Origin of the sequence: Acinetobacter sp. CWB-G5, from assembly GCF_019209785.1 — a bacterium.
Lineage (GTDB): Bacteria > Pseudomonadota > Gammaproteobacteria > Pseudomonadales > Moraxellaceae > Acinetobacter > Acinetobacter johnsonii.
Map to the genome: position 1 here is coordinate 371,437 of NZ_JAHUTF010000001.1, position 20,082 is coordinate 391,518.

Annotated in this window: 18 protein-coding genes; 7 read left to right on the plus strand and 11 right to left on the minus strand. The window is 40.7% G+C overall.

Annotated elements, in window-relative coordinates; translation table 11 throughout:
• Positions 1-41: 41 nt before the first annotated feature.
• The 3 genes from rbtA to cxpE form a co-directional block, all read right to left on the minus strand.
• The gene (gene rbtA, locus KVY11_RS01875; RefSeq protein WP_218287929.1) at positions 42-1,847 is read right to left on the minus strand and encodes a rhombotarget A; all 1,806 of its coding nucleotides are present in this window, start codon (positions 1,845-1,847) and stop codon (positions 42-44) included.
• Positions 1,848-1,969: 122 nt separating this feature from the next.
• On the minus strand, positions 1,970-2,674 hold the full coding sequence (gene hda / locus KVY11_RS01880) for a DnaA regulatory inactivator Hda (RefSeq protein WP_058869325.1): 705 nt from the start codon (positions 2,672-2,674) through the stop codon (positions 1,970-1,972).
• A gap of 15 nt (positions 2,675-2,689) precedes the next feature.
• Complete coding sequence (cxpE, locus tag KVY11_RS01885) at positions 2,690-3,910, minus strand: chloramphenicol efflux transporter CxpE (protein WP_218287930.1); 1,221 nt, start codon at positions 3,908-3,910, stop codon at positions 2,690-2,692.
• A 132-nt stretch (positions 3,911-4,042) separates the two neighbouring features.
• Between cxpE and purM the strand changes: the two genes are divergently transcribed.
• Complete coding sequence (gene purM, locus KVY11_RS01890; RefSeq protein WP_058869323.1) at positions 4,043-5,113, plus strand: phosphoribosylformylglycinamidine cyclo-ligase; 1,071 nt, start codon at positions 4,043-4,045, stop codon at positions 5,111-5,113.
• Between the two features lie 5 nt (positions 5,114-5,118).
• Positions 5,119-5,748 (plus strand): phosphoribosylglycinamide formyltransferase, encoded by a 630-nt coding sequence (purN, locus tag KVY11_RS01895; protein WP_114837635.1) that lies wholly within the window; start codon positions 5,119-5,121, stop codon positions 5,746-5,748.
• Between the two features lie 52 nt (positions 5,749-5,800).
• Here the strand turns inward: purN and KVY11_RS01900 are convergent, their stop codons facing one another.
• Positions 5,801-6,601 carry an alpha/beta fold hydrolase gene (locus KVY11_RS01900; RefSeq protein WP_218287931.1) on the minus strand — a complete coding sequence of 267 codons (801 nt, stop codon included), beginning with the start codon at positions 6,599-6,601 and terminating at the stop codon, positions 5,801-5,803.
• Positions 6,598-7,617, minus strand: coding sequence for a signal peptide peptidase SppA (gene sppA / locus KVY11_RS01905; protein WP_125273058.1), 1,020 nt, complete (start codon positions 7,615-7,617; stop codon positions 6,598-6,600). The genes KVY11_RS01900 and sppA overlap by 4 nt, the downstream gene beginning before the upstream one ends.
• Positions 7,618-7,744: 127 nt before the next feature.
• Here sppA and KVY11_RS01910 point away from each other — a divergent pair, with 127 nt between their 5' ends.
• Positions 7,745-8,734: a lysophospholipid acyltransferase family protein gene (locus KVY11_RS01910; protein ID WP_218287932.1), complete on the plus strand. Its 990-nt coding sequence runs from the start codon at positions 7,745-7,747 to the stop codon at positions 8,732-8,734.
• On the opposite strand, the gene KVY11_RS01915 is transcribed toward KVY11_RS01910, so the two are convergent.
• The 3 genes from KVY11_RS01915 to KVY11_RS01925 all read right to left on the minus strand — a co-directional run bounded on the left by KVY11_RS01915 (position 8,634) and on the right by KVY11_RS01925 (position 13,119).
• Positions 8,634-11,105 carry a DNA internalization-related competence protein ComEC/Rec2 gene (locus KVY11_RS01915; protein WP_218287933.1) on the minus strand — a complete coding sequence of 824 codons (2,472 nt, stop codon included), beginning with the start codon at positions 11,103-11,105 and terminating at the stop codon, positions 8,634-8,636. The genes KVY11_RS01910 and KVY11_RS01915 overlap by 101 nt on opposite strands.
• A 102-nt stretch (positions 11,106-11,207) precedes the next feature.
• A complete protein-coding gene (lolD, locus tag KVY11_RS01920; RefSeq protein ID WP_218287934.1) occupies positions 11,208-11,891 on the minus strand; it encodes a lipoprotein-releasing ABC transporter ATP-binding protein LolD in 684 nt (227 codons plus the stop codon).
• Positions 11,884-13,119 (minus strand): lipoprotein-releasing ABC transporter permease subunit, encoded by a 1,236-nt coding sequence (locus tag KVY11_RS01925; RefSeq protein ID WP_004693914.1) that lies wholly within the window; start codon positions 13,117-13,119, stop codon positions 11,884-11,886. The genes lolD and KVY11_RS01925 overlap by 8 nt, the downstream gene beginning before the upstream one ends.
• Positions 13,120-13,143: 24 nt before the next feature.
• Between KVY11_RS01925 and KVY11_RS01930 the strand changes: the two genes are divergently transcribed.
• Positions 13,144-13,713 (plus strand): PilZ domain-containing protein, encoded by a 570-nt coding sequence (locus KVY11_RS01930; RefSeq protein ID WP_176537472.1) that lies wholly within the window; start codon positions 13,144-13,146, stop codon positions 13,711-13,713.
• A gap of 15 nt (positions 13,714-13,728) precedes the next feature.
• Here KVY11_RS01930 and KVY11_RS01935 read toward each other — a convergent pair whose 3' ends face one another.
• Together KVY11_RS01935 and KVY11_RS01940 are read right to left on the minus strand one after the other, a co-directional pair.
• A complete protein-coding gene (locus tag KVY11_RS01935) occupies positions 13,729-14,640 on the minus strand; it encodes a DMT family transporter (protein WP_183175291.1) in 912 nt (303 codons plus the stop codon).
• 13 nt (positions 14,641-14,653) lie between these two features.
• On the minus strand, positions 14,654-15,124 hold the full coding sequence (locus tag KVY11_RS01940; protein WP_004693920.1) for a YaiI/YqxD family protein: 471 nt from the start codon (positions 15,122-15,124) through the stop codon (positions 14,654-14,656).
• Positions 15,125-15,389: 265 nt separating this feature from the next.
• Here KVY11_RS01940 and KVY11_RS01945 point away from each other — a divergent pair, with 265 nt between their 5' ends.
• Entirely contained in the window at positions 15,390-16,322 is a 933-nt protein-coding gene (locus KVY11_RS01945) for a hypothetical protein (protein ID WP_183175290.1), read from the plus strand.
• A 420-nt stretch (positions 16,323-16,742) separates the two neighbouring features.
• Positions 16,743-16,883 (plus strand): hypothetical protein, encoded by a 141-nt coding sequence (locus KVY11_RS01950; RefSeq protein WP_004693924.1) that lies wholly within the window; start codon positions 16,743-16,745, stop codon positions 16,881-16,883.
• Positions 16,884-17,195: 312 nt separating this feature from the next.
• Here KVY11_RS01950 and sthA read toward each other — a convergent pair whose 3' ends face one another.
• A complete protein-coding gene (gene sthA / locus KVY11_RS01955) occupies positions 17,196-18,611 on the minus strand; it encodes a Si-specific NAD(P)(+) transhydrogenase (protein ID WP_004693926.1) in 1,416 nt (471 codons plus the stop codon).
• A 208-nt stretch (positions 18,612-18,819) separates the two neighbouring features.
• Here sthA and lipA point away from each other — a divergent pair, with 208 nt between their 5' ends.
• Positions 18,820-19,833, plus strand: a complete 1,014-nt coding sequence (gene lipA, locus KVY11_RS01960; protein ID WP_004693928.1) for a lipoyl synthase — start codon at positions 18,820-18,822, stop codon at positions 19,831-19,833.
• Positions 19,834-20,082 lie beyond the last annotated feature (249 nt).

Here is a 20,082-nt window from a genome sequence, read left to right on the forward strand (position 1 = left end):
ATAGTCCTTTTTTAAAGTGTTTCATGTTTGCCCTTTTCTTTTTATTTTCGACGCAGCAAAATTAAAGCAAATAACCCCAGTAAGCTCAGAATACCTGTGCTTCCTCCAGAGGTTTTAATTTTGTCACTTTCCATATGATTTTGCGGTTCCTGTACAATTTGTACATTCACTTCAATGAACGGAATATGTTCATCAAAACGTGTCGTGGTTGTGACCAGCTGTAACCTGAAAATATCAGCACCATGCCATGCTCCATTTGGCGTGTAAGTAATATTTCCTAGTTCATCAATCACCACTTTACCTTTCGATACCGTTTGAGTCTGCTGCACCCGCATACAACCGGGTTGCCACTCTTCACCATTTGGCGCTTTAGCCGATTTGAACAAGCTTGCACATTCGGTTTTGGACAGTAGATCACTATCTCCAAGCAGATCTGCAACTGAAAGTTTAGCTACTTGCCCCGCAATCAGATCTTCACCAATTAAGCTAATAGTCGTTGGGACCTCAATCTCGATTGCACCACGGTCACAAAAGGTATTATTCGTATTTCGATTCACACCGCGTTGATCTGAATTTTCACAGCCAATTAAAGAATCCGTTGTGTTTACAACGACTTTACCCTTGTTCACAATTGGAGAATCTAACCAATGTGTCTGACTCATTAAAATGCGTGGACGGATATAGCCTAAAAATTTTTGGTTGGGAACAATATAAGGACACAATAAACTGTCAGCATCTGCAGACATGGTTTTACACTCACCCACCACATCACTGCCTGCAATCAAAGCACCAGACCAAAACTCATTCGGATAATAGCTCGCACCACTGCCACAGTCACTTTCTGTGACTAAGTTGTTCTGAAGAACTGCTTTACTTAAATCCCCAGCACAGTTTTGTGTGATGGTATTTTCGGCATTCCCTAAAACAATACTATTGGCCAGATAAGCCAAGTTTGTAGATGGATTGAAATAAATCCCTTTACTGTTTCCCACCACCGTTAAGTTATTCAAAGCCATGCCATCTCGAACATTAACGACATAACCTGTATTTTTCACAAAGGTACTACTGACCAGACGTGATGCTAAACTGGATAAGGTTGTATCTTCTTTAACAGCTGCATTATTGACAGAGTAAATATTGGCACTGCTTGCATCTGTTGTTTTATTTTCTTTGAAAACTGAATTATAAATCCGAAAAGAAGGCGCGTCCCCATACAAAATAGCACCTTGTGCCGCTTGGTTTTGCTCAACCAGAGTAGAGCGAATTTCAACTAGACTACGACTGGTACCATCTTCGAGCAAGGTTGCGACATTGTAAATCGCACCCCCTTGCCCTGCAAAACCACCTGTTAATTTGACGTATTCAAGACCTAAATATTCATTGTTATAAATTAAACCACCTTGATTCACACCGCAGTCTTTCGCACAGCCCTGTAGAGTAACCTCTTTTACTAACACACGAATTAAAGCATTCTCAGCATTATCAACCCTTAATAAGTTGTCAGAACCATTCATTTTTAAGATGGCATTACTTAAACCCTGAACAGTTTCTTCCCCCACAGAACTGTCATAACTTGTTCTGAGTGTTAAATCTTTTTTGATCGCAAGATGGGTATTTAGCAAATAGGTTTTATTTTTCTCAAGCATGACGGTGGAAATCGCATCTTTGCCCCCGCAGCCATAATAACCCGCCTCAGGCATACCCTGATTAATATAGTCGATAGCTTCGCGAAGTGAACATTCCGTGTCATTTTTGACAATATCGTCAGTGATGGTCACTTTAATATTGTCCGAATAGGCATGACTCGCCACCAATAGCGTAGCTACACCTATGCTCTTCTTGAGCATAACGATCTCCTTGCTTTTATTTTATCTTTTCTTTTTATTCTTAGATTGCAAAATCCCTGCAATATCTAACAATTTTTCGTACTCTGTCACAGCTCGGACAATTTCTCAAGTAATATTATGATTTACCGATATTCGTCAATTAGCGCATAAATTTGTCTGAGATTTGCATTACTCAGTTTGGTTTTCTCACCTTTTAGCAGTTGAATTAGTTGTTCTAAACTTTGCAATAATACCGAGGTTTGATGCGGCCCATGCGCAAGTAAATAATCAATAATCTGTTGATCGATATGAATCCCACGACGCGATAAAACCGACATCACTAATGTAGAACGATCGGCATACAAACTTCCGTTTGGTACTTTCACACTTACAGCTTGCGTCAGGCGAGATTGTAAATCAGGTAGTTCAAGTTTTAATTCAATCGGTGCAACACGAGAAGAGAACACCAATTGGCCGCCTTCTTCATTATTGTAGTTGATCAAGTGAAAAACCGCTTTCTGCCAATGCGGCACACCGCTTATGGCTTCGATGTCATCTAAAGCGACAAGGTCAAAACGCTCTAAAGAAGTAATTGCTTCTGTTGGAGCATCCAACAGTTCAAGTAGTGAAACTTGAATCGCTGTTTTACCCACATCCAAATAAGAATCACAAATTGCTGAAAGTAAATGACTTTTCCCAGAACCTGCACCACCATACACATAAAAACGATTCATTAAACCCGCATGTAACTGACGAATCGCATCGATAACATGCCCCCATCCCGGCCCAGAAAAATCACTGATTCGGGCATCGAGTTGGGGTTCAATATCTAGTTGCAATTGACGCATGCTGGTTTGTGTATCCTAAATTTCTTTATGGTCTATCTGATCAATCTTACTTGAATTTTCAGATGCTTGCTGAGCTTTTACCGTTTGATTTTTTAGTTCAATATCAACATCGACTTGATCGGTTTCAATCGTAATTGAACCCGCTGATGAATCTTGCACAACATAAGTAGATGTACTATACATTGGGCTGTTTTCATAAAACTCACGTGCATGTCTTAATAAGACCACAATCACAGCAGCGACAGGCAATGCAATTAACATTCCTAAAATACCACCCAATTGAGCACCAGCCAGTACTGCAAATACTACAGCAACTGGAGACAAACCAATTTTATCACCTAACAAGAACGGCTGTAGAATATAGCCTTCTACCGCCTGACCAATCATAAAGACTACGCCAACCAAGAGTAATTGCATCCAATCAATACCAAACTGGAATAAACTTGCAATCACTGCAGCAATAATCCCAACAGCAAAACCTAAGTAAGGAATGATACTGCACAGCCCAGCCACCATTCCAATAATCAAGCCCACTTCAAGTCCAATCAACTGTAAGCCCATTGCATAGACCACACCCAAGAGCACCATGACCAAAAACTGACCTTTGACAAAAGCACCAAGTACGCTATGGCATTCTTTAACAATCACTAAGGTCTGTTCTTCATATCGCCGTGGAATAAGACGACGGAAACTGTCCAGCATGCGATCCCAGTCCAATAAGAAATAGAATGCAATAATTGGGATCAGCACAACAGTACCACCAATCTGAATGAAGTTCAGTCCAGACTGAGCCAATTTGGCAATCATAGCCTGAATACTGTCAGCACTATAGTTGGTCTGTACATATTCCATAATCGCAGCTGAAATCTGATCAACATCCAATTCCATTGGGACCAGATTAAAACTGTCAGATAACCAAGGCAGGAATTTATAATTTGCCCAATGTATACCTGAAGGAATGCTGTTCTTTGCATACATCAACTGTTCCCACACCAGTGGAACCAAATACCAAAATGCCAATGTAATGACAACGCCAATACCGATAAAAACAGCACTAATAGATAACCAACGTGGTAAGCCAATTTTATGCAGTCTATCGACCAGTGGACTAAATAGATATGCGACTAAAAATGCACCAATAAAAGGTAAAACAACAGGCTTAAGTAGATACAGCACCCAGAGTATGAGCGCGATTCCTGCCAAAATAAAAATACGTTTAAGTGTACGATCTTGCATGCAATCTCGCCTTTGTCAGATTTAATCGTTATTGAGAAAAATATTTTAGTAAAGATAACATTTTAGCGCAGAAATAACATATGTGTTTCGTATATTCAGGTATAATCGCCCCGCGAATGCGGAGACTTCATTATGAGCAACTCAACTTCTACCCCAAACACTGGTTTAAGCTACAAAGATGCAGGTGTCGACATTGAAGCGGGCGACGCGTTAGTCGATCGTATCAAATCTGTCGCGAAGCGTACTACTCGTCCTGAAGTAATGGGCGGATTAGGTGGCTTCGGTGCACTTTGTAAAATCCCTAAAGGTTATGAAGAACCTGTTCTCGTATCTGGCACAGACGGTGTTGGTACAAAATTACGTTTAGCATTGAATTTGAACCGTCATGACACGATTGGTCAAGACTTGGTTGCAATGTGTGTAAACGATCTTCTTGTATGTGGCGCTGAGCCATTATTCTTCCTTGACTACTATGCAACTGGCCATCTTAATGTAGATGTGGCTGCAAACGTAGTTACTGGTATCGGTACAGGCTGTGAACTTGCAGGTTGCGCATTGGTTGGTGGTGAAACTGCCGAAATGCCTGGCATGTATGAAGGCGAAGATTACGACTTGGCAGGTTTCTGTGTAGGCGTAGTTGAGCAAAGCAAAATTATTGATGGCTCTAAAGTCAAAGCGGGTGACGTTTTAATTGGTGTTGCATCAAGTGGTGCTCACTCAAACGGTTACTCTCTACTTCGTAAAATTTTAGATGTGAAAAACGTTGACTTGACGCAAATCGTTGATGGTCGCCCACTTGCTGATGTTGCAATGGAACCAACACGTATTTACGTGAAGCCTATTCTTCAACTTTTAAAAGAAGTTGATGTACACGCAATGGCGCACATTACTGGTGGTGGTTTACCAGGTAACTTACCACGCGTATTGCCGAATGGAGCTCAAGCTGTTGTGAATGAAGCATCTTGGGAATGGCCAGAATTGTTTAAACTTCTTCAACGTGAAGGTGGTGTTGAACAGTTTGAAATGTATCGCACATTCAACTGTGGCGTAGGCATGGTCTTAGTTGTTGATGCTGCTGATGCGGATAAAACAGTTGAACGACTCAATAGCCTTGGTGAAAAAGCTTTCACTATGGGACATATCGCTGACAATGCTGAGTCAGTTGAAGGCGCAGACGAAAAAATCCGCGTGATATTCGCTTAAGCCATATGATTAAAATTGCTGTTCTGGTTTCAGGAAGTGGATCAAACCTTCAAGCCTTGATTGATGCCAATCTATCAGGCCAAATTGTGGGTGTGATTTCCAACAAACCTGAAGCCTATGCGCTACAGCGTGCTGAAAATGCAGGTATTGCAACAGCAGTCATTGAGCACAAACAGTATCCTCATCGTGAAGCTTTTGATGATGTCATGCATCAACAATTGCTCGATTGGGATGTGGACTTGGTGGTTCTTGCTGGCTTTATGCGTATTTTAAGTGAGAAATTTGTCAGTGCTTGGGAAGGGAAAATGATCAACATTCACCCTTCTCTTCTACCGCATTACAAAGGTATGCATACTCATCAGCGCGTCCTGAATACTGGCGATCAACTGCATGGCTGTACCGTGCACTATGTGACGGCTGAACTTGATGCAGGTCAAGCTTTGGCACAAGGTGTACTGAAAGTTGGTTCACATGATTGTGTGAATAGTTTGGCCCAGCGTGTACATACGCTTGAGCATATCATCTACCCGCAAGTGGTAGAGTGGATTTGTACACAAACGATTCAGCATACAGACCAAGGTGTTCTCTACCGCAATACACTGATGCACGAGCCAATTCAGTTTTGCAAATTTTAAAAATAAAAAACGCCTCCAAGGGGGCGTTTTTTATGGCTACTGAAAAGTACTATTAAACATTTTCTTGAATCAGCGTCTTAATCAGAGCAACCGTTTCCTCTGGTCGCTCCAAAGGAAACATATGGCTTCCCTCAACGATTTGATAAGGAATGCCAAATTTCTTTTTCACTATTTGTGGAAAACCTGGACCAATAAAAGGACCTTTTTTAGCAATCATTAAATGCATCGGCACTTGTGGTTTGCACTGAGGCAGCCACCATAAAGAGGGATTGGTTCTGAAGATATGAACTTCATCCATTTTTGCAATCGTAAGTTCAACACCACCACGGACACGATCTTCCGTTAAAGCATAGTCAATATAAGCTTGAAAACAGTCTGAATCAAAGTCTTTATAAAAACCTTTTGGACGTAAAAGTTCAGCTGCTTGCTCACGGCTTTCCCAATGGTCACGACGCCGTAAAGATAGCGCTGCTGGTGACATGGTATCAACCATTTTTAACTTCAACATTTTCGCAAAGTGTAATGCAAATGAGGCTTTGCCCATGATCAAAGGCGGGTCCATCATGATGACTTGTTGAAATAGCTCAGGACGCTGTAACGCCGCCTGAAACGTCAACACTGATCCTAATGAATGTCCCAAACCAATCACTTTACGACCCTGTGCCTGACGAACAATACTGTCAATCACTTGCTGAGTTAAGCTTTTCCAATGGTTATCAATCGGGTAGTTTTTATCTGGTCCTAGTAAAGGGACATAGATCACATCATACTGATCTGACAATAAATCAAATAATTTCTGATAGACCTTAGAAGGCACGCCATTGGCGTGCGCAAAATGAATTAAAGGTTTCATTGGAGTTTCGTGGTCTGTTCAGATTGCATTTGATTTGAAAGTGAAGATGCAAAACCAGCTCCCATAGATGCACCTAAACGGCCTAATACAGCATCTAGTGGGCTATGTACCACCGTATAATCCATTGCTTTATCGGTATTTAGTTCACGTTTTAAAGTATGTAAATTACCAATACGATCAGCAATACCCAGTTTGACCGCCTGATCACCTGTCCAGAAAAGACCTGAGAAGAGTGCAGGATCGTTCGACTTTAACTTTTTGCCACGACCTTGTTTCACAGCATTAATAAAATGCTCATGTACATTATCAAGTACACCTTGAACATGTGCACGCTGCGCAGGGTTAACGGGTTGTGTCATTGACAATAAAGCTTTGTTTTGACCAGAGGTCATGGTGCGGTCTTCAACACCCAGTTTTTGCATGAGACCATTCACCCCATAGTTCGGCATAATCACACCGATTGAACCCACTAAACTCGAAGGATTTACCAAGATTTCGTCCGCAGCAGATGCGATATAATAAGCACCTGATGCACCTGTATCACCAATCACCGCATACAATTTTTTATCGCTATGCGCTTTTTTCAAATATTGAATTTCTTGCCAGATTTCATCCGACTGAACCGGAGAACCGCCCGGTGAATTAATATTGAGCACCACCGCTTGGCTTTGTTTATTTTCAAAAGCTTTCTTTAATGACTTAATCGTGTCATCACTGTTTACGCTTTGCTCATCAGCGGCAATGGTACCAACAATATCAACTACAGCAATATGTTTAGATGCAGTTGCATCAGTACCACTGGTCGAACAGCTCTTGGTCATGGCTATCAGAATAAACAAAAGGTAGGCAAAAGTTAGACATTTGAAAAAGATACCCCAGCGACGTGCACGACGTTGTTCTTCAACTGAAGCTAAAACTGCTTTCTCTAAAAGTTTCCATTCGTTTCCTGTCGGCTGTTCATGTACAGGCAGTTGTTTCGGCGTTTCATTTTCTGGTTTTGGTGGCCAATCGGACATATAACAATCCAAACTTGAATAAAATTGCCCTCATTATATACACTGATTTGTAGAAAACTGTCGAAACCGTTTATTTTAGCCTATAATATTTTATGTTTTTATCCACATGTACCATTGACTCTAAAGAATGACTAAAGCACAAGAGCAAAACTCGACTTATCGTTTACTGCGTTTTGTAAGCAAACAACCTATTAAATTTGCACGTTTTTTTGCTAAAGGTTTAGCAGGCTTAGTCAATCTTTTAAAAATCAGTAAAAACAATGATGCTCTCAGACTCAACTTAAAAATTGCGCTGCCTGAGCTGAGTGATGAGCGACGCGAAGTGATTGCGAAGCAAGCAGTACGTAATGAACTGACCACCTATTTTGAGTTTTTTAGTATTTGGGGTTCAAGCAATCAGAAAAATATTGAACGCGTCCAAAAAATACATGGCGAACATTTACTACATGAGGCGCTTGCTGCTAAAAAAGGTTTAGTCTTAATCGTACCTCATTTTGGGACTTGGGAAATTATGAATAGTTATGTCGCCCAATTTACTGAAATGACCATTATGTACAAGCCAGTTAAGGATCCTGGCGCTGACTTATTTGTTCGTGAGGCACGCAGCCGTGAAGGCGCTCATCTTGTCCCGACCGATGAATCAGGGGTGCGCCAAATTTTTAAGGCACTCAAACAAGGGGGGACGACCGTAATTCTACCCGATCATACCCCAAAACAAGGCGGGGAAATGATTCCTTATTTTGGCTTTCCTTTGGCTTCAAGTAACCTGAGCGCCAAACTGATTCAAAAAACCAAAGCCAAGGCTTTACTGCTCTATGCTATTCGTAATGACGATGGCTTTGATATGTACATTGAAGAAATCAGTGAAAGTATTTATCAAGGTACAGCCAATGATGGCACCTTCGTCATTCACCAAGCCATTGAAGACCTGATTCGTCGTCACCCAGAGCATTATCATTGGACCTATAAGCGCTTTAAAGCCAATCCCAAACTTCGAGCACTGTATAACCTTCCCTTTAATGAGGCTGTGACGCGTTTAGAGCAACTGCGTATGGAACAACAGATTCAGTCGACTGCAACCACTGTCGAGTCTGACGTTGTGTCGTCAGTTCAATAATCCCTGTAGGCTGCACAATAAAACCGATACTACCTTGCTCTACTGTTGTTAAGAGTGGGATATTTAAAGCTTTCAAACGAGTTTGCGTTACTGTACTTGGATGTCCATAACGGTTATTGAACCCTGCTGAGGCAATTGCTAATTTCGGTTGATAATGTTTTAAGAACGCATAGGCTGAACTATGTCGACTGCCATGATGACCCAAGATCAATACATCAACTTTTAAGTTTGGATAATCCTGTAATAATTGAAACTCGGTTTGCCAGCCTGCATCTCCCATAAGCAGAAAATATTGATAAGGCTGTACATGCTTCACCTGTATATAGACCACACAAGATAACTCATTTTGCTGATACGGCACTTGTGCCAATTGATTGGCTTTCGGCGACAAAATTTTGATTTCTACTTGTTCAGACCAGCGCCAGATCTGACCTTGTTGGCAATAGTTAAAGTTTGACGTCGTTGCCACATCCAATTGCTGATTAGAGTAAACTTGATTGATCGACAACTCATTTTTTAATGTGGCATAACTTCCACTATGATCTTGATCCAAATGTGTAAGTATCAGCTGATCTAATTGGCTCACACCTTGCTGCGATAAAAATGGCTGAATAATCTGCTTAGCAATGCTAAACTTCGATTCATCATAGGAGCCACCAACATCAATCATGGCATGCTGGTGACCATGCTGCATATACACCGCTTGTCCCTGACCGACATCAAGTACGATTAACTCAAAAGGACGGTTTTGGCTGCTAAACCCCAACAAAGGAATCAAACCTAGTACCAGCCATGATTTTGGTAGGCTCGGTTTGGGCATAAAAACAATGATTAAAAGCACAATCAGTAAAATGACTTGCCAAGTATTGAGAGCAATCGGGTATAACTTAATCGGTAGTAGCGCATCCAGTACATTGAGTATGCCCAATAAAAATACCAGCACCCAGTCCGCCATCTGAAACAAAAAGCTGCTTAGCGGTTCAAAAAAATAAAAAGTAAATGCTGCCAAAACCTCCAGTGGCACAACCAACAAACTGATCAATGGAATAGCGACAAGGTTACTGATTGGACTCACCCATGAGACTTGCTTGAAGAAAATAATCACCAAAGGCATCAGAGCCACAAATATTTTCCACTGCGACTCAACCAAAAGTTTTAAGCTAAAAACAAGTTTTTTCTGCCAAGACTGCGGGCGAGTCAAATCCAGCCGAATAGTGGTTTGATAAATGCGTAAAAGCACAAAGCATGCAACATAGGACAGCCAAAAGGCAGCTGATAGAATTGAAAAAGGATCAAACAGTAAAAGGAGTGATGCACTCAATAAGAGTAACGTCAAAGCTGAAATTTTCTGCCTGAGCCAAATCAACACACTTAAACAGAAACAACTGAGTAAAGTACGAAGTGCAGGAATCTCAAAACCTACAAAGGCACAATACAGCAATACGCAGCAACAAAATGGCAGTAACAATAGATAAGGTCGTGGGATTTTTAAAAAAATCTGTGACCAATAACGATTCAGCACCTTTTGTAACAGCCAACACAGCATCACGGCAAAGATCAGCACATGTGGCCCAGAAATCGCTAATAAATGGCTAATACCAAAACGTTGAAAAAATACTGTCGTCTCCTTATCTAAGAAACTTTCATCCCCAGTCAGGAGCGCTAGAATTAAGCCCTTATGGCTTAAAGGCTGAGTATAAATAAAATGACGAATGTTTAACCGCTGATGTTCTATACCCAGTTGAATTTTATTGAGTGCGCCCTGCTGTTTTCTTAAATAATGGGTATAGCCTAACGCATAAATTTCTGACTCAGACAAGGGTTGTATTTGCTTGAGTTTAAAACCCGACATGAGATTACGTTGCAGATACCACTGCTCAACATCGAATACACCTTGCACCGCATAACTATGTGCAGGACGAATTTCTCCTGTCAATCGGTAGTATTTCCCAAGTTCCAAGACCTCTTGTTGATCTGAGATCCTTTTTTGAAAACCCAACCACTGCACTGGTTGCACATGTCGGTTCAAGACCTGTATTTCTTGCTGAATGGTCTCAGCACCCAGTTGGTTAATTTTTGCGATATAAACAATAATTTCAGCATCTTCAACTTTTGTTTCTTTATAAGCTAGACGCTGCTGCAAAGCCGATTGTGCATAATGATATCCCGCAGTTAAAAACAACATGGAATAAATCAGCCCACTTATAAGCTGCAAAATAAGGGCGTGTTTGTACTTAAAGAAAAAAAACTGTAACGGCAAAAGTACGATGACTAAAATCAGCACTGGATAAAAAAGGTGATTTAGAATGGGAACGGTCTGCCCCATCAATGCAATTCCTACAATCCAAGCAGCAGCATATAAAAGCTTCATTTATTTATTCAGTTATTTTTTTTTATTGGCGCCATAATAAAGCCCACCAAAGTGGGCTTCAATAGATAGTGGCTTTATCTCATATTTTTATCAACACTTAGCCTAATCATTGACCCAAAGACCATCTTGCATATGCAAAATAGAATCGGCGGACTGAGCCAGTTGTTCATCATGTGTCACGATCAACATCGCCATATTGAACTCCTGACGTAAATCCATCAGCAGCTCAAAAATTATGCTTGCTGTTTTACGATCTAGGTTGCCTGTCGGTTCATCTGCCATCATCAACGCAGGCTTGGCCACCAATGCACGCGCTAATGCAACACGTTGCCGTTCCCCACCTGAAAGCTCACCTGGTTTATGGGTTAAACGATGCGTCAATCCTACACGCTCGAGTAAATATTCGGCTTGCTTTTGTACATCCTTAAAGTTGGTGCCTTGACGTAACATCAATGGCATTGCCACATTTTCCAAAGCAGTAAATTCAGGCAACAGATGATGAAACTGGTAAACAAAACCTAAGTGTTCGTTACGTAAATAACCACGCTCAGCTTCATTTAAACTGTCAAAACGACTGCCCTGCAAAAACACTTGGCCCGAACTCGGACGGTCTAAACCACCCAAGACATGTAACAAAGTACTTTTACCCGAACCACTCGACCCCACAATCGAGACAAATTCACCTGCTTTGACTTGTAAAGATAGACCTTTAATCACCTCAACAGTCGACTTACCATCAGTAAAATGCTTTTCAATATTTTGCGCTTCTAAAACAATTTTACTCATAGCGTAATGCCTCCGCTGGTTGGATTTTTGCAGCACGCATTGCAGGATAAATTGTTGCAAGGAAACTTAAAATTAAAGACAGGGACACAATGGTTAATACATCTTGCCATCTTAAATACGATGGTAAGTAATTGATAAAGTAGGCATCAAACAGATGAAGTCCCATCACATTGTTTAACCAACCTACAAAACCACTAATTCCAGAGGCGAAAACAATGCCGAGAATCGCGCCCGATACCGTACCAATTACACCAATAATCGTGCCCTGAACCATAAAAATACGGGTAATAGTTGCAGGTGAGGCACCAAGCGTACGTAAAATGGCAATATCCGATTTTTTATCGGTCACGACCATTACCAAGGACGACACAATATTAAATGCAGCCACCAAGACAATCAGGAAGAGTAATAAGCTCACCATAGCCTTTTCCATTTGGATCGCACTAAACAAATTGCCGTGAGTATAGGTCCAATTCGAGGCATAAAAACCACTTGGCAGATCCATCACAATTTCATCAGCTACTTTAGGTGCTGCAAAAATATCATCCAATTTCAAGCGAATGCCTTGCGCGCCATCCGGTAAGCGTAACAACGTTGATGCATCATTCAAGGCAATGTAGCCCATCATCGAATCGACCTCAGCACCAATGCTGAAAATGCCCACAATTTTGAAACGTTTAAAACGCGGTACCACACCCGCTGGTGATGGTGTTGCCTCCGGTAAAACCAAAGTCACACTATCATTTAAACCTAAACCTAAGGCATCGGTCATTTGTTTGCCTAAAACAATACCAAACTCACCTTTTTTTAAGTTATCAATACCACCTTCAACCATGTGGTCTTGGATAATCGAAACCTTTTTTTCATATTGAGGTTCGATCCCCGTGACCATAATTCCAGCCACTTGGCCTTGTGCCGTAAGCATCCCCTGCAATTGAGTAAACGGTGCTACGCCTGTGACGTGTTCCTTTGTCTCAATTTTTTTTGCAAGTTCAGGCCAATCTGTTAAAATTTGTGTTGAAGAAACAGTGGCTTGAGGTATCATTCCAAGTACACGTGTTTTCAACTCTCGGTCGAAACCATTCATTACAGATAAGACTGTAATAAGTACAGCCACACCCAGTGTTAGACCGATCATCGAAACCAGTGCAATAAAAGAAATAAAGTGGTTGCTACGCCGTGCGCGAGTATATCTCAACCCTATATACAGCGAGATTGGTTTAAACATACCATCTAGTCCGAGGTCATAATTATGGAAAATTTACAGCATCAAAACGTTCAACCAGAACGTCGTGTGATGTCACGAATCGATGCGGCCTTGAGAATTAACTATCAGATCATTTCTGATGATGTTGCCCTGAATGACCCTTACGATCCTAATTTTGTTTTACCGCGCTATTTTCTACTACTCGCAGAATTAGATCAATTTGATCATGCACTAAACTACGAATTAGAACAATTATCTGAAAAAGATCAACAAATTGCTCGAATCTTATCCCTATTTAACCAGAAATTAAACCTGATCACGGGGTCTTTATACGACACAATTGTACAAACCATGTTACCTACGCCTGAACATGTGAATTTTTCTGAAAGTGGTTTGAGTTTCTATAGCGAAAAACAAATTCAAGATGGTACCTATATCCACTTAACCTTGAGCCACCCTGAAAACTTCTTCCATATTGCCGCGATTGCACAAGTGGTGTACAGCAATGAAGAGGAAAATGGCAAGTGCCGTACTGGAGCATACTTTATTACCTTGCACCCGCAAGATCGTGTCAAATTGGCCGACTGTATTTCTTTGGCTGTCGAAGATCATTAAAGCCAGAACCTTGGACTAGTTTTGGCTTTTTAACTTTTGGGCAAGTGTCCGACTTGCCTGAAGATCTTTATAAAAGTAAACAAACAAACCTGACAGTAAAACCACTGCACCCAAAATCACCATCATCGAGAGTTTTTCTTGATTCAGCACAGCACCTATAAATAAAGCAATCATCGGTGTCATAACGGTAGTCAGCGATAAAGTCGTAGGTTGAATTTTCTGTACCAATTTAAAATAACAGAACATCGCAATCAATGACGCCATGACGACCGTATATAGCAGCGCCAAGCAAGTTTTCAAATCGGGCATTTGCTGCGGTGCATGCTGCCAAATAAAAGGCACAATACATATAGCCGCCAATGTCGACACCAAAATTGAACCTGTCGCTTGTGCAACGGGTTCAATATTCGCATTGACTTTTTTCACCCAGAAAATAGAGGCTGCATAAGAAAATACACTAAGTAACATCAGTCCAATCCCAAACGGATGGACATGCTGTGCTGTACCTGCAAGGCAAATTATCGCAAGTCCCAGCAGTGCAATACACATTCCAAGCCACTGCATCGCACTCAAATAAGTCTTAAAGTAAAAACGCCCGATCAACCCTGCCATAATCGGTGCTAAGCCAAACATCAATGCAATCATGCCTGAACTAATATAGTTGGTCGCCACATAGGTAAAAAACTGCGAGCCAATCAAGCTAAAAGAACCAGCCAAATAACTATGCCAAGCAACTTTATCGGTAGGGAAATGTCGCTTTAAAACCAATAACAAACAAATAGCCAAAGGCAGCGCAATGAAAAAACGTAATACCAACGCCCACAGCATATGTAAATCGGTCACACTCCACACAATCGCTAAAGGCGTTGTGGACCAAATAAAAACCAATAATCCATAGGTTGCCATCAGATTGGCTTTAGAAGACATAATCAGCTCAATGCTAAATGGCAGTTTTGCGTTTTTGCTTTTGAATGGTTTGGTCTAAAGAACTAGAAAATTCGCGTTTATCACGCTCAGAAATAGGTGGTGGCCCACCCGTGTTTACACCTGCTCCACGTAATGAATCCATAAAATCACGTAAATGTAGGCGGGCTTTGACATTAGCGGTAGTATAGATTTCACCACGTGGGTGAATTGCGATTCCACCCTTTTCAATCACCTGTGCTGCCAGCGGAATGTCTTGTGTCATCACAATATCATTCTCTTTCATGCGTTCGATGATTTCTTTATCCGCGGCATCGGCCCCGCTCATCACTTGAATTGAATTTATACGAACGGAAGGCGTAATCCCGACATTTTGATTGGCCACAAAGGTCACTTCAAGCTGATAACGATCTGAAGCACGTAAAATCACTTCACGTAAAATTTTAGGCAATGCATCTGCATCGACCCAGAGTTTAAATGGCAGCACTGCACATCCATAAACAAAAGAAACTACCTTAGTCTAACAAACTCAGTGCTTGAGCATAATAGATAAAATCGCTCAAAATCACCTATACAAAGCTCGCTTCATACTTTTTAAGTATCAGATGAAAATACTTTGTTCTTTTGTCTATCAAATAAAGTAAGGCTTTAGTCTTTTTTGATGATTTTCTAGTAAAAATAGAATATAGGACTTGAAATATAGAAATAACCCTCGATTTAATAGGGATATATAACCTCATTCAATCGTGCATATGAACAATCAAAATAGTCCAGAAATAATCACCATTGATGACCAAAACTTTGGTAGCCACGTCGAGCATTGGAATTTACTCACAGATAACCCTGCACAAGATGTCCCTAAATGGTTAGGTTTAGCTTTAAATGCACCAATCATGCCGATGGGTTTATGCCAGACTGAACAAGATATGGATGCGGGTTGTTGGCTCATTCAAGGTCCAAGTCAAGCGGCTGTTCAGCTGACTCAAGTCATCGCGGTTGAAGACAATAAACCCAAGGCTGTTAAAACTGCATTTCCAAGTTTTAATAGCCCCTATAAAGTGTCTGCTGTGGTTGAACGCATCATTCGCGGTGAATCCAACACACAAGCCGTTTTACGTTTAAACTTAGGCAATAACAGCATCGTCTACGCTTATGACAGCTTATATAGTGTCAATCATGCTCAATACCAAAAAGACCAAACCTATATTGCACATCTCAATGCATGGGCATATGAACTAGAAGCGGTCGCAGAACACGAGCAACTGGTGGTTGATGACCCTGCATCGATTAAACATCATCGTGCCTTGAACGATATTTTGGCAGCAAACAACGGCATTGCTCCTGCAAACCTGCAAGAACAGATTGATGCATGGGAACCAAAGTCGGATGATGACAAAGAACCTGTGACTGTCGATTTTTCAAAAATGGTCGCTTATTTGTATGGCGAAAAGATCGGTCAGGAAGATGAAGCATGGTTCCAAGGGAATATTGTTGGCAAAACCAGCATGCAATTTATGGAACAAGACTACACTCTGCTTGATGTTGCCTTGATTCACGAAGACAACCAACCTGCAACACTGATTCGTATTGCCACTAAAAATCCAGAGTACGCCAACTTTAATATTGGACAATACATTCGCGGCAATATTTGGATTCAAGCCAACATTTATGCATTAAATCAATAATTTATAAAAACAAGCCAACGTAAACTATGCAAGATCGATGTATAGTCTGCGTTGGCTTTTTTATTTATATCAGTACGATTTATTTTAATTTGAATTCATTTGTATAAAACTTATCCACATATTTTATTATCTCTTGCTATTTTAAATTCATTTAAAAGAACTTTTATCCACAGTTTTAAATTCAATTATCTTATTTTAACGATGAATAATAAAATCCTAAGTTCTATGACTTTCAGATAGTTAGTTATTGGTAGCTACTGGCTTCTGGATTAACACAGCATAAACTTGAATATTTAAGTGATTATGTATAGTAGAGATCTGATTATTTTTAATTAGTACTTTATTTAAGCATTTTTTTATGTTAAAAATACAAACATGCAATAGGATTTTAACGATAATTAAATCGGAATAAAAACTTCCATGAAAATTATGCAAGAAGAAAATATACAGCATGTTGAACATCAATTAGAAAAGCGTTATCAGCTTGACGCTTATTCGTGCATGTTTTTTGTGTTAGGCATGATGATTTCTGCCTACTTCTTACATCAGTTCATCCTGTAACTGATTTCACGTCGCAGCCCAATTCAAAAAAGCCAACTTTGTTGGTTTTTTTATGTCTAATAATATCTGCTACGCCATATCACTGGATTATTCTTTCCATGTTCTACGCTAAGAAACATGGTACCCACAAAATTACTTGTATCTCATAAGCAAAGTTACTCCCTCCCCCCTTACTTGTCGCACTCACCTACCACCGCACAAATTGGTGAAAAGTTTTAGACATTGAGACATACCTACAATAAAAAATAGCAATTTTAGATATAAAAAAACCTGCAAGTCTAAACTTACAGGTCTCTGAAAATACTATAAAAATTAGAACAAACGGTTCATACCATTTAGGGTCGCTACACGATACGCTTCAGCCATCGTTGGATAGTTAAACGTCGTTTCTACGAAATAATTGATGGTATTGTTTGGACTATTCATCACCGCTTGACCAATGTGAATAATTTCCGAAGCGTTATTACCGAAGCAATGTACACCCAGCACTTCCAAAGTTTCACGGTGGAATAAAATTTTCAACTCACCCACTGTGTCACCTGTAATTTGCGCACGCGCCAAATGACGGAAAGAAGCTTGACCCACTTCATACGGAATTTTTTCTTCAGTTAACTCTTGTTCAGTTTTACCAATCGAAGAAATTTCTGGAATGGTATAAATGCCTGTCGGAATATCAACCACAGGTTCTACACCCACTTCACCGCTCATGTTTGCACCTGCGCAGCGACCTTGGTCATATGCAGCAGAAGCCAGTGAAGGCCAACCAATCACATCACCCGCAGCATAAATATTTTCCACTTCGGTTTGGTATTGATCATTGACTGTAATTTGACCACGGCTGTTTGGCGTAATACCCACATTTTCTAAGCCTAAGCCATCCGTATTTCCTGAGCGACCATTACACCACAAAATAGCATCTGCTTTAATTTTCTTACCGCTTTGTAAATGTAGCACCACGTGATCATCATAGGTTTCAAGATGATCAATCTGCTCATTATGGCGAATCAAAACACCTTGTTGACGTAAGTGATAAGACAAAGCATCAGAAATTTCATCGTCTAGATAACTCAACAATTTGTGCTGTGTATTAATCAAGTCAACTTTATGATCGAGTCCAATGAAAATAGACGCATATTCACAGCCAATGACACCCGCACCATAAATGATGATTTTTTGGATCGAATAATCAAGGTCTAAAATTTTGTCCGAATCGAATACACGCGGATGATTAAAATCAAGCGCCGCAGGACGATATGGACGGCTACCCGTTGCAATCACGATTTGTTTGCACATGATCGTTTCTTTGATGCCTTCAGGGCTAAACACTAAAACCGTATTTTGGTCTTGAACATAGGCACGACCATGGTAAATATCAATTTTATTGCGGTCATAAAAACGTGAGTGGGTATCAACCTGTTGTTGAATCACTTTATGTGCATTTTGAAGCACTTGCTTCATTGTAAACTGACGCCAGTCACCCATTTTTTTAAACATTGGGTCGCGGCGATAACGGATAATACTCGATACCGTTTGACGTAAAGCTTTACTTGGAATGGTCCCCACGTGGGTACAGTTACCACCGAGCTGCTCACGTACATCCACAATCGCAACACGCTTTCCAGATTTGGCAAGTTTCATTGCCGCGCCTTCACCCGCAGGGCCTGAACCTAGAACGACCGCATCGTACTTAACGAAAGTTCCACCAACGACCTCTTTTTTACGTGGCATTCAACGCTCCTTCTTCAAAAACTTATTACTTATCTTGGGCATATTATGACGTAATTGCAGGCAATTTGCTGTATTTAGCTTACATATATTAAGTGATAACCACATTTAGTAAATGAATAGTATTTCCGCCCAATCAATTCGCATTTCCGCTATACTAATACTGCTATTTTTAGCATCTCCCCCGTCAAAAACAGTGGAATAGTTGAATATGTCTGAAAACCGTAAACCTGAGCAGGGTATCAAACTTCGTGGCGCAGAAAAGGTCGCGCGTATACCTGTAAAAGTTATTCCTACGGTTGAAACGCCACGCAAGCCGGATTGGATTCGCGTAAAAATGGCAGCACCCGAAGAAGTGCAACGCATTAAATCAACCCTACGTGAACAAAAACTGCATACCGTTTGTGAAGAAGCTGCATGTCCAAACCTCCCCGAATGTTTTGGTGGCGGTACGGCAACCTTTATGATTATGGGTGACATTTGTACACGTCGTTGTCCTTTCTGCGACGTGGCACATGGCCGTCCAAATGCACTAGACGCAGACGAACCACGTCACATGGCTGAAACAATTTCAAACTTAGGTTTAAAATATGCCGTGATCACCTCTGTAGACCGAGATGACTTACTTGACGGTGGTGCACAGCACTTTGTTGACTGTATTAAAGAAGCACGTGCATTAAGCCCGAATACTTTACTTGAGATTTTGGTACCTGACTTCCGTGGTCGTATGGACATTGCTCTTCGCATTATGACTGAGTGTCCACCTGATGTGTTTAACCACAACATTGAAACGGTGCCGCGTTTATACAAAGCAATGCGTCCAGGCTCAGACTACCAACACTCTTTAAATCTGTTGAAAATGTTTAAAGAATATTGCCCTGACGTTCCAACCAAATGTGGTTTGATGGTCGGTATTGGTGAAACTGAAGAAGAAGTCATTTCACTTTTAGATGACTTACATGCACACGGCGTTGACTATGTAACGATTGGTCAGTATTTACAGCCTTCAAAAGAGCATGCACCGATTGATCGCTTCGTTACACCAGAAGAATTTGAACGCTACACTGCACATGGTCAAAAGCTGGGCTTTAGAAATATTTGGGCAGCGCCGATGGTTCGTTCAAGCTACTTCGCTGACCGTCAATACTATGGTGAACCTGTACCAGCAGTACGTCGCAAAGCAGATCCTGCGAAAAAGATTGCTGTTCAAACGATTGAAGCTTAATTTGCTGTGGTGTTAAACAGTTAAAACGCAAAAATTAAAAGCCCTCATATGAGGGCTTTTTTTATTACGATCTTCGTTCTTTATATTTTTCAATTACGTATTCATACATTTCTAACACAATCATTGTTCAATAAACATCCTAATCTAATTCAAAGTCTAAAATAATCGTGATGCTACACATCACATCAAATTCATTTTATTACACCTTTTTAGTCTACGTTTTGCCTTATTTTCCGTGGAATTCTATAA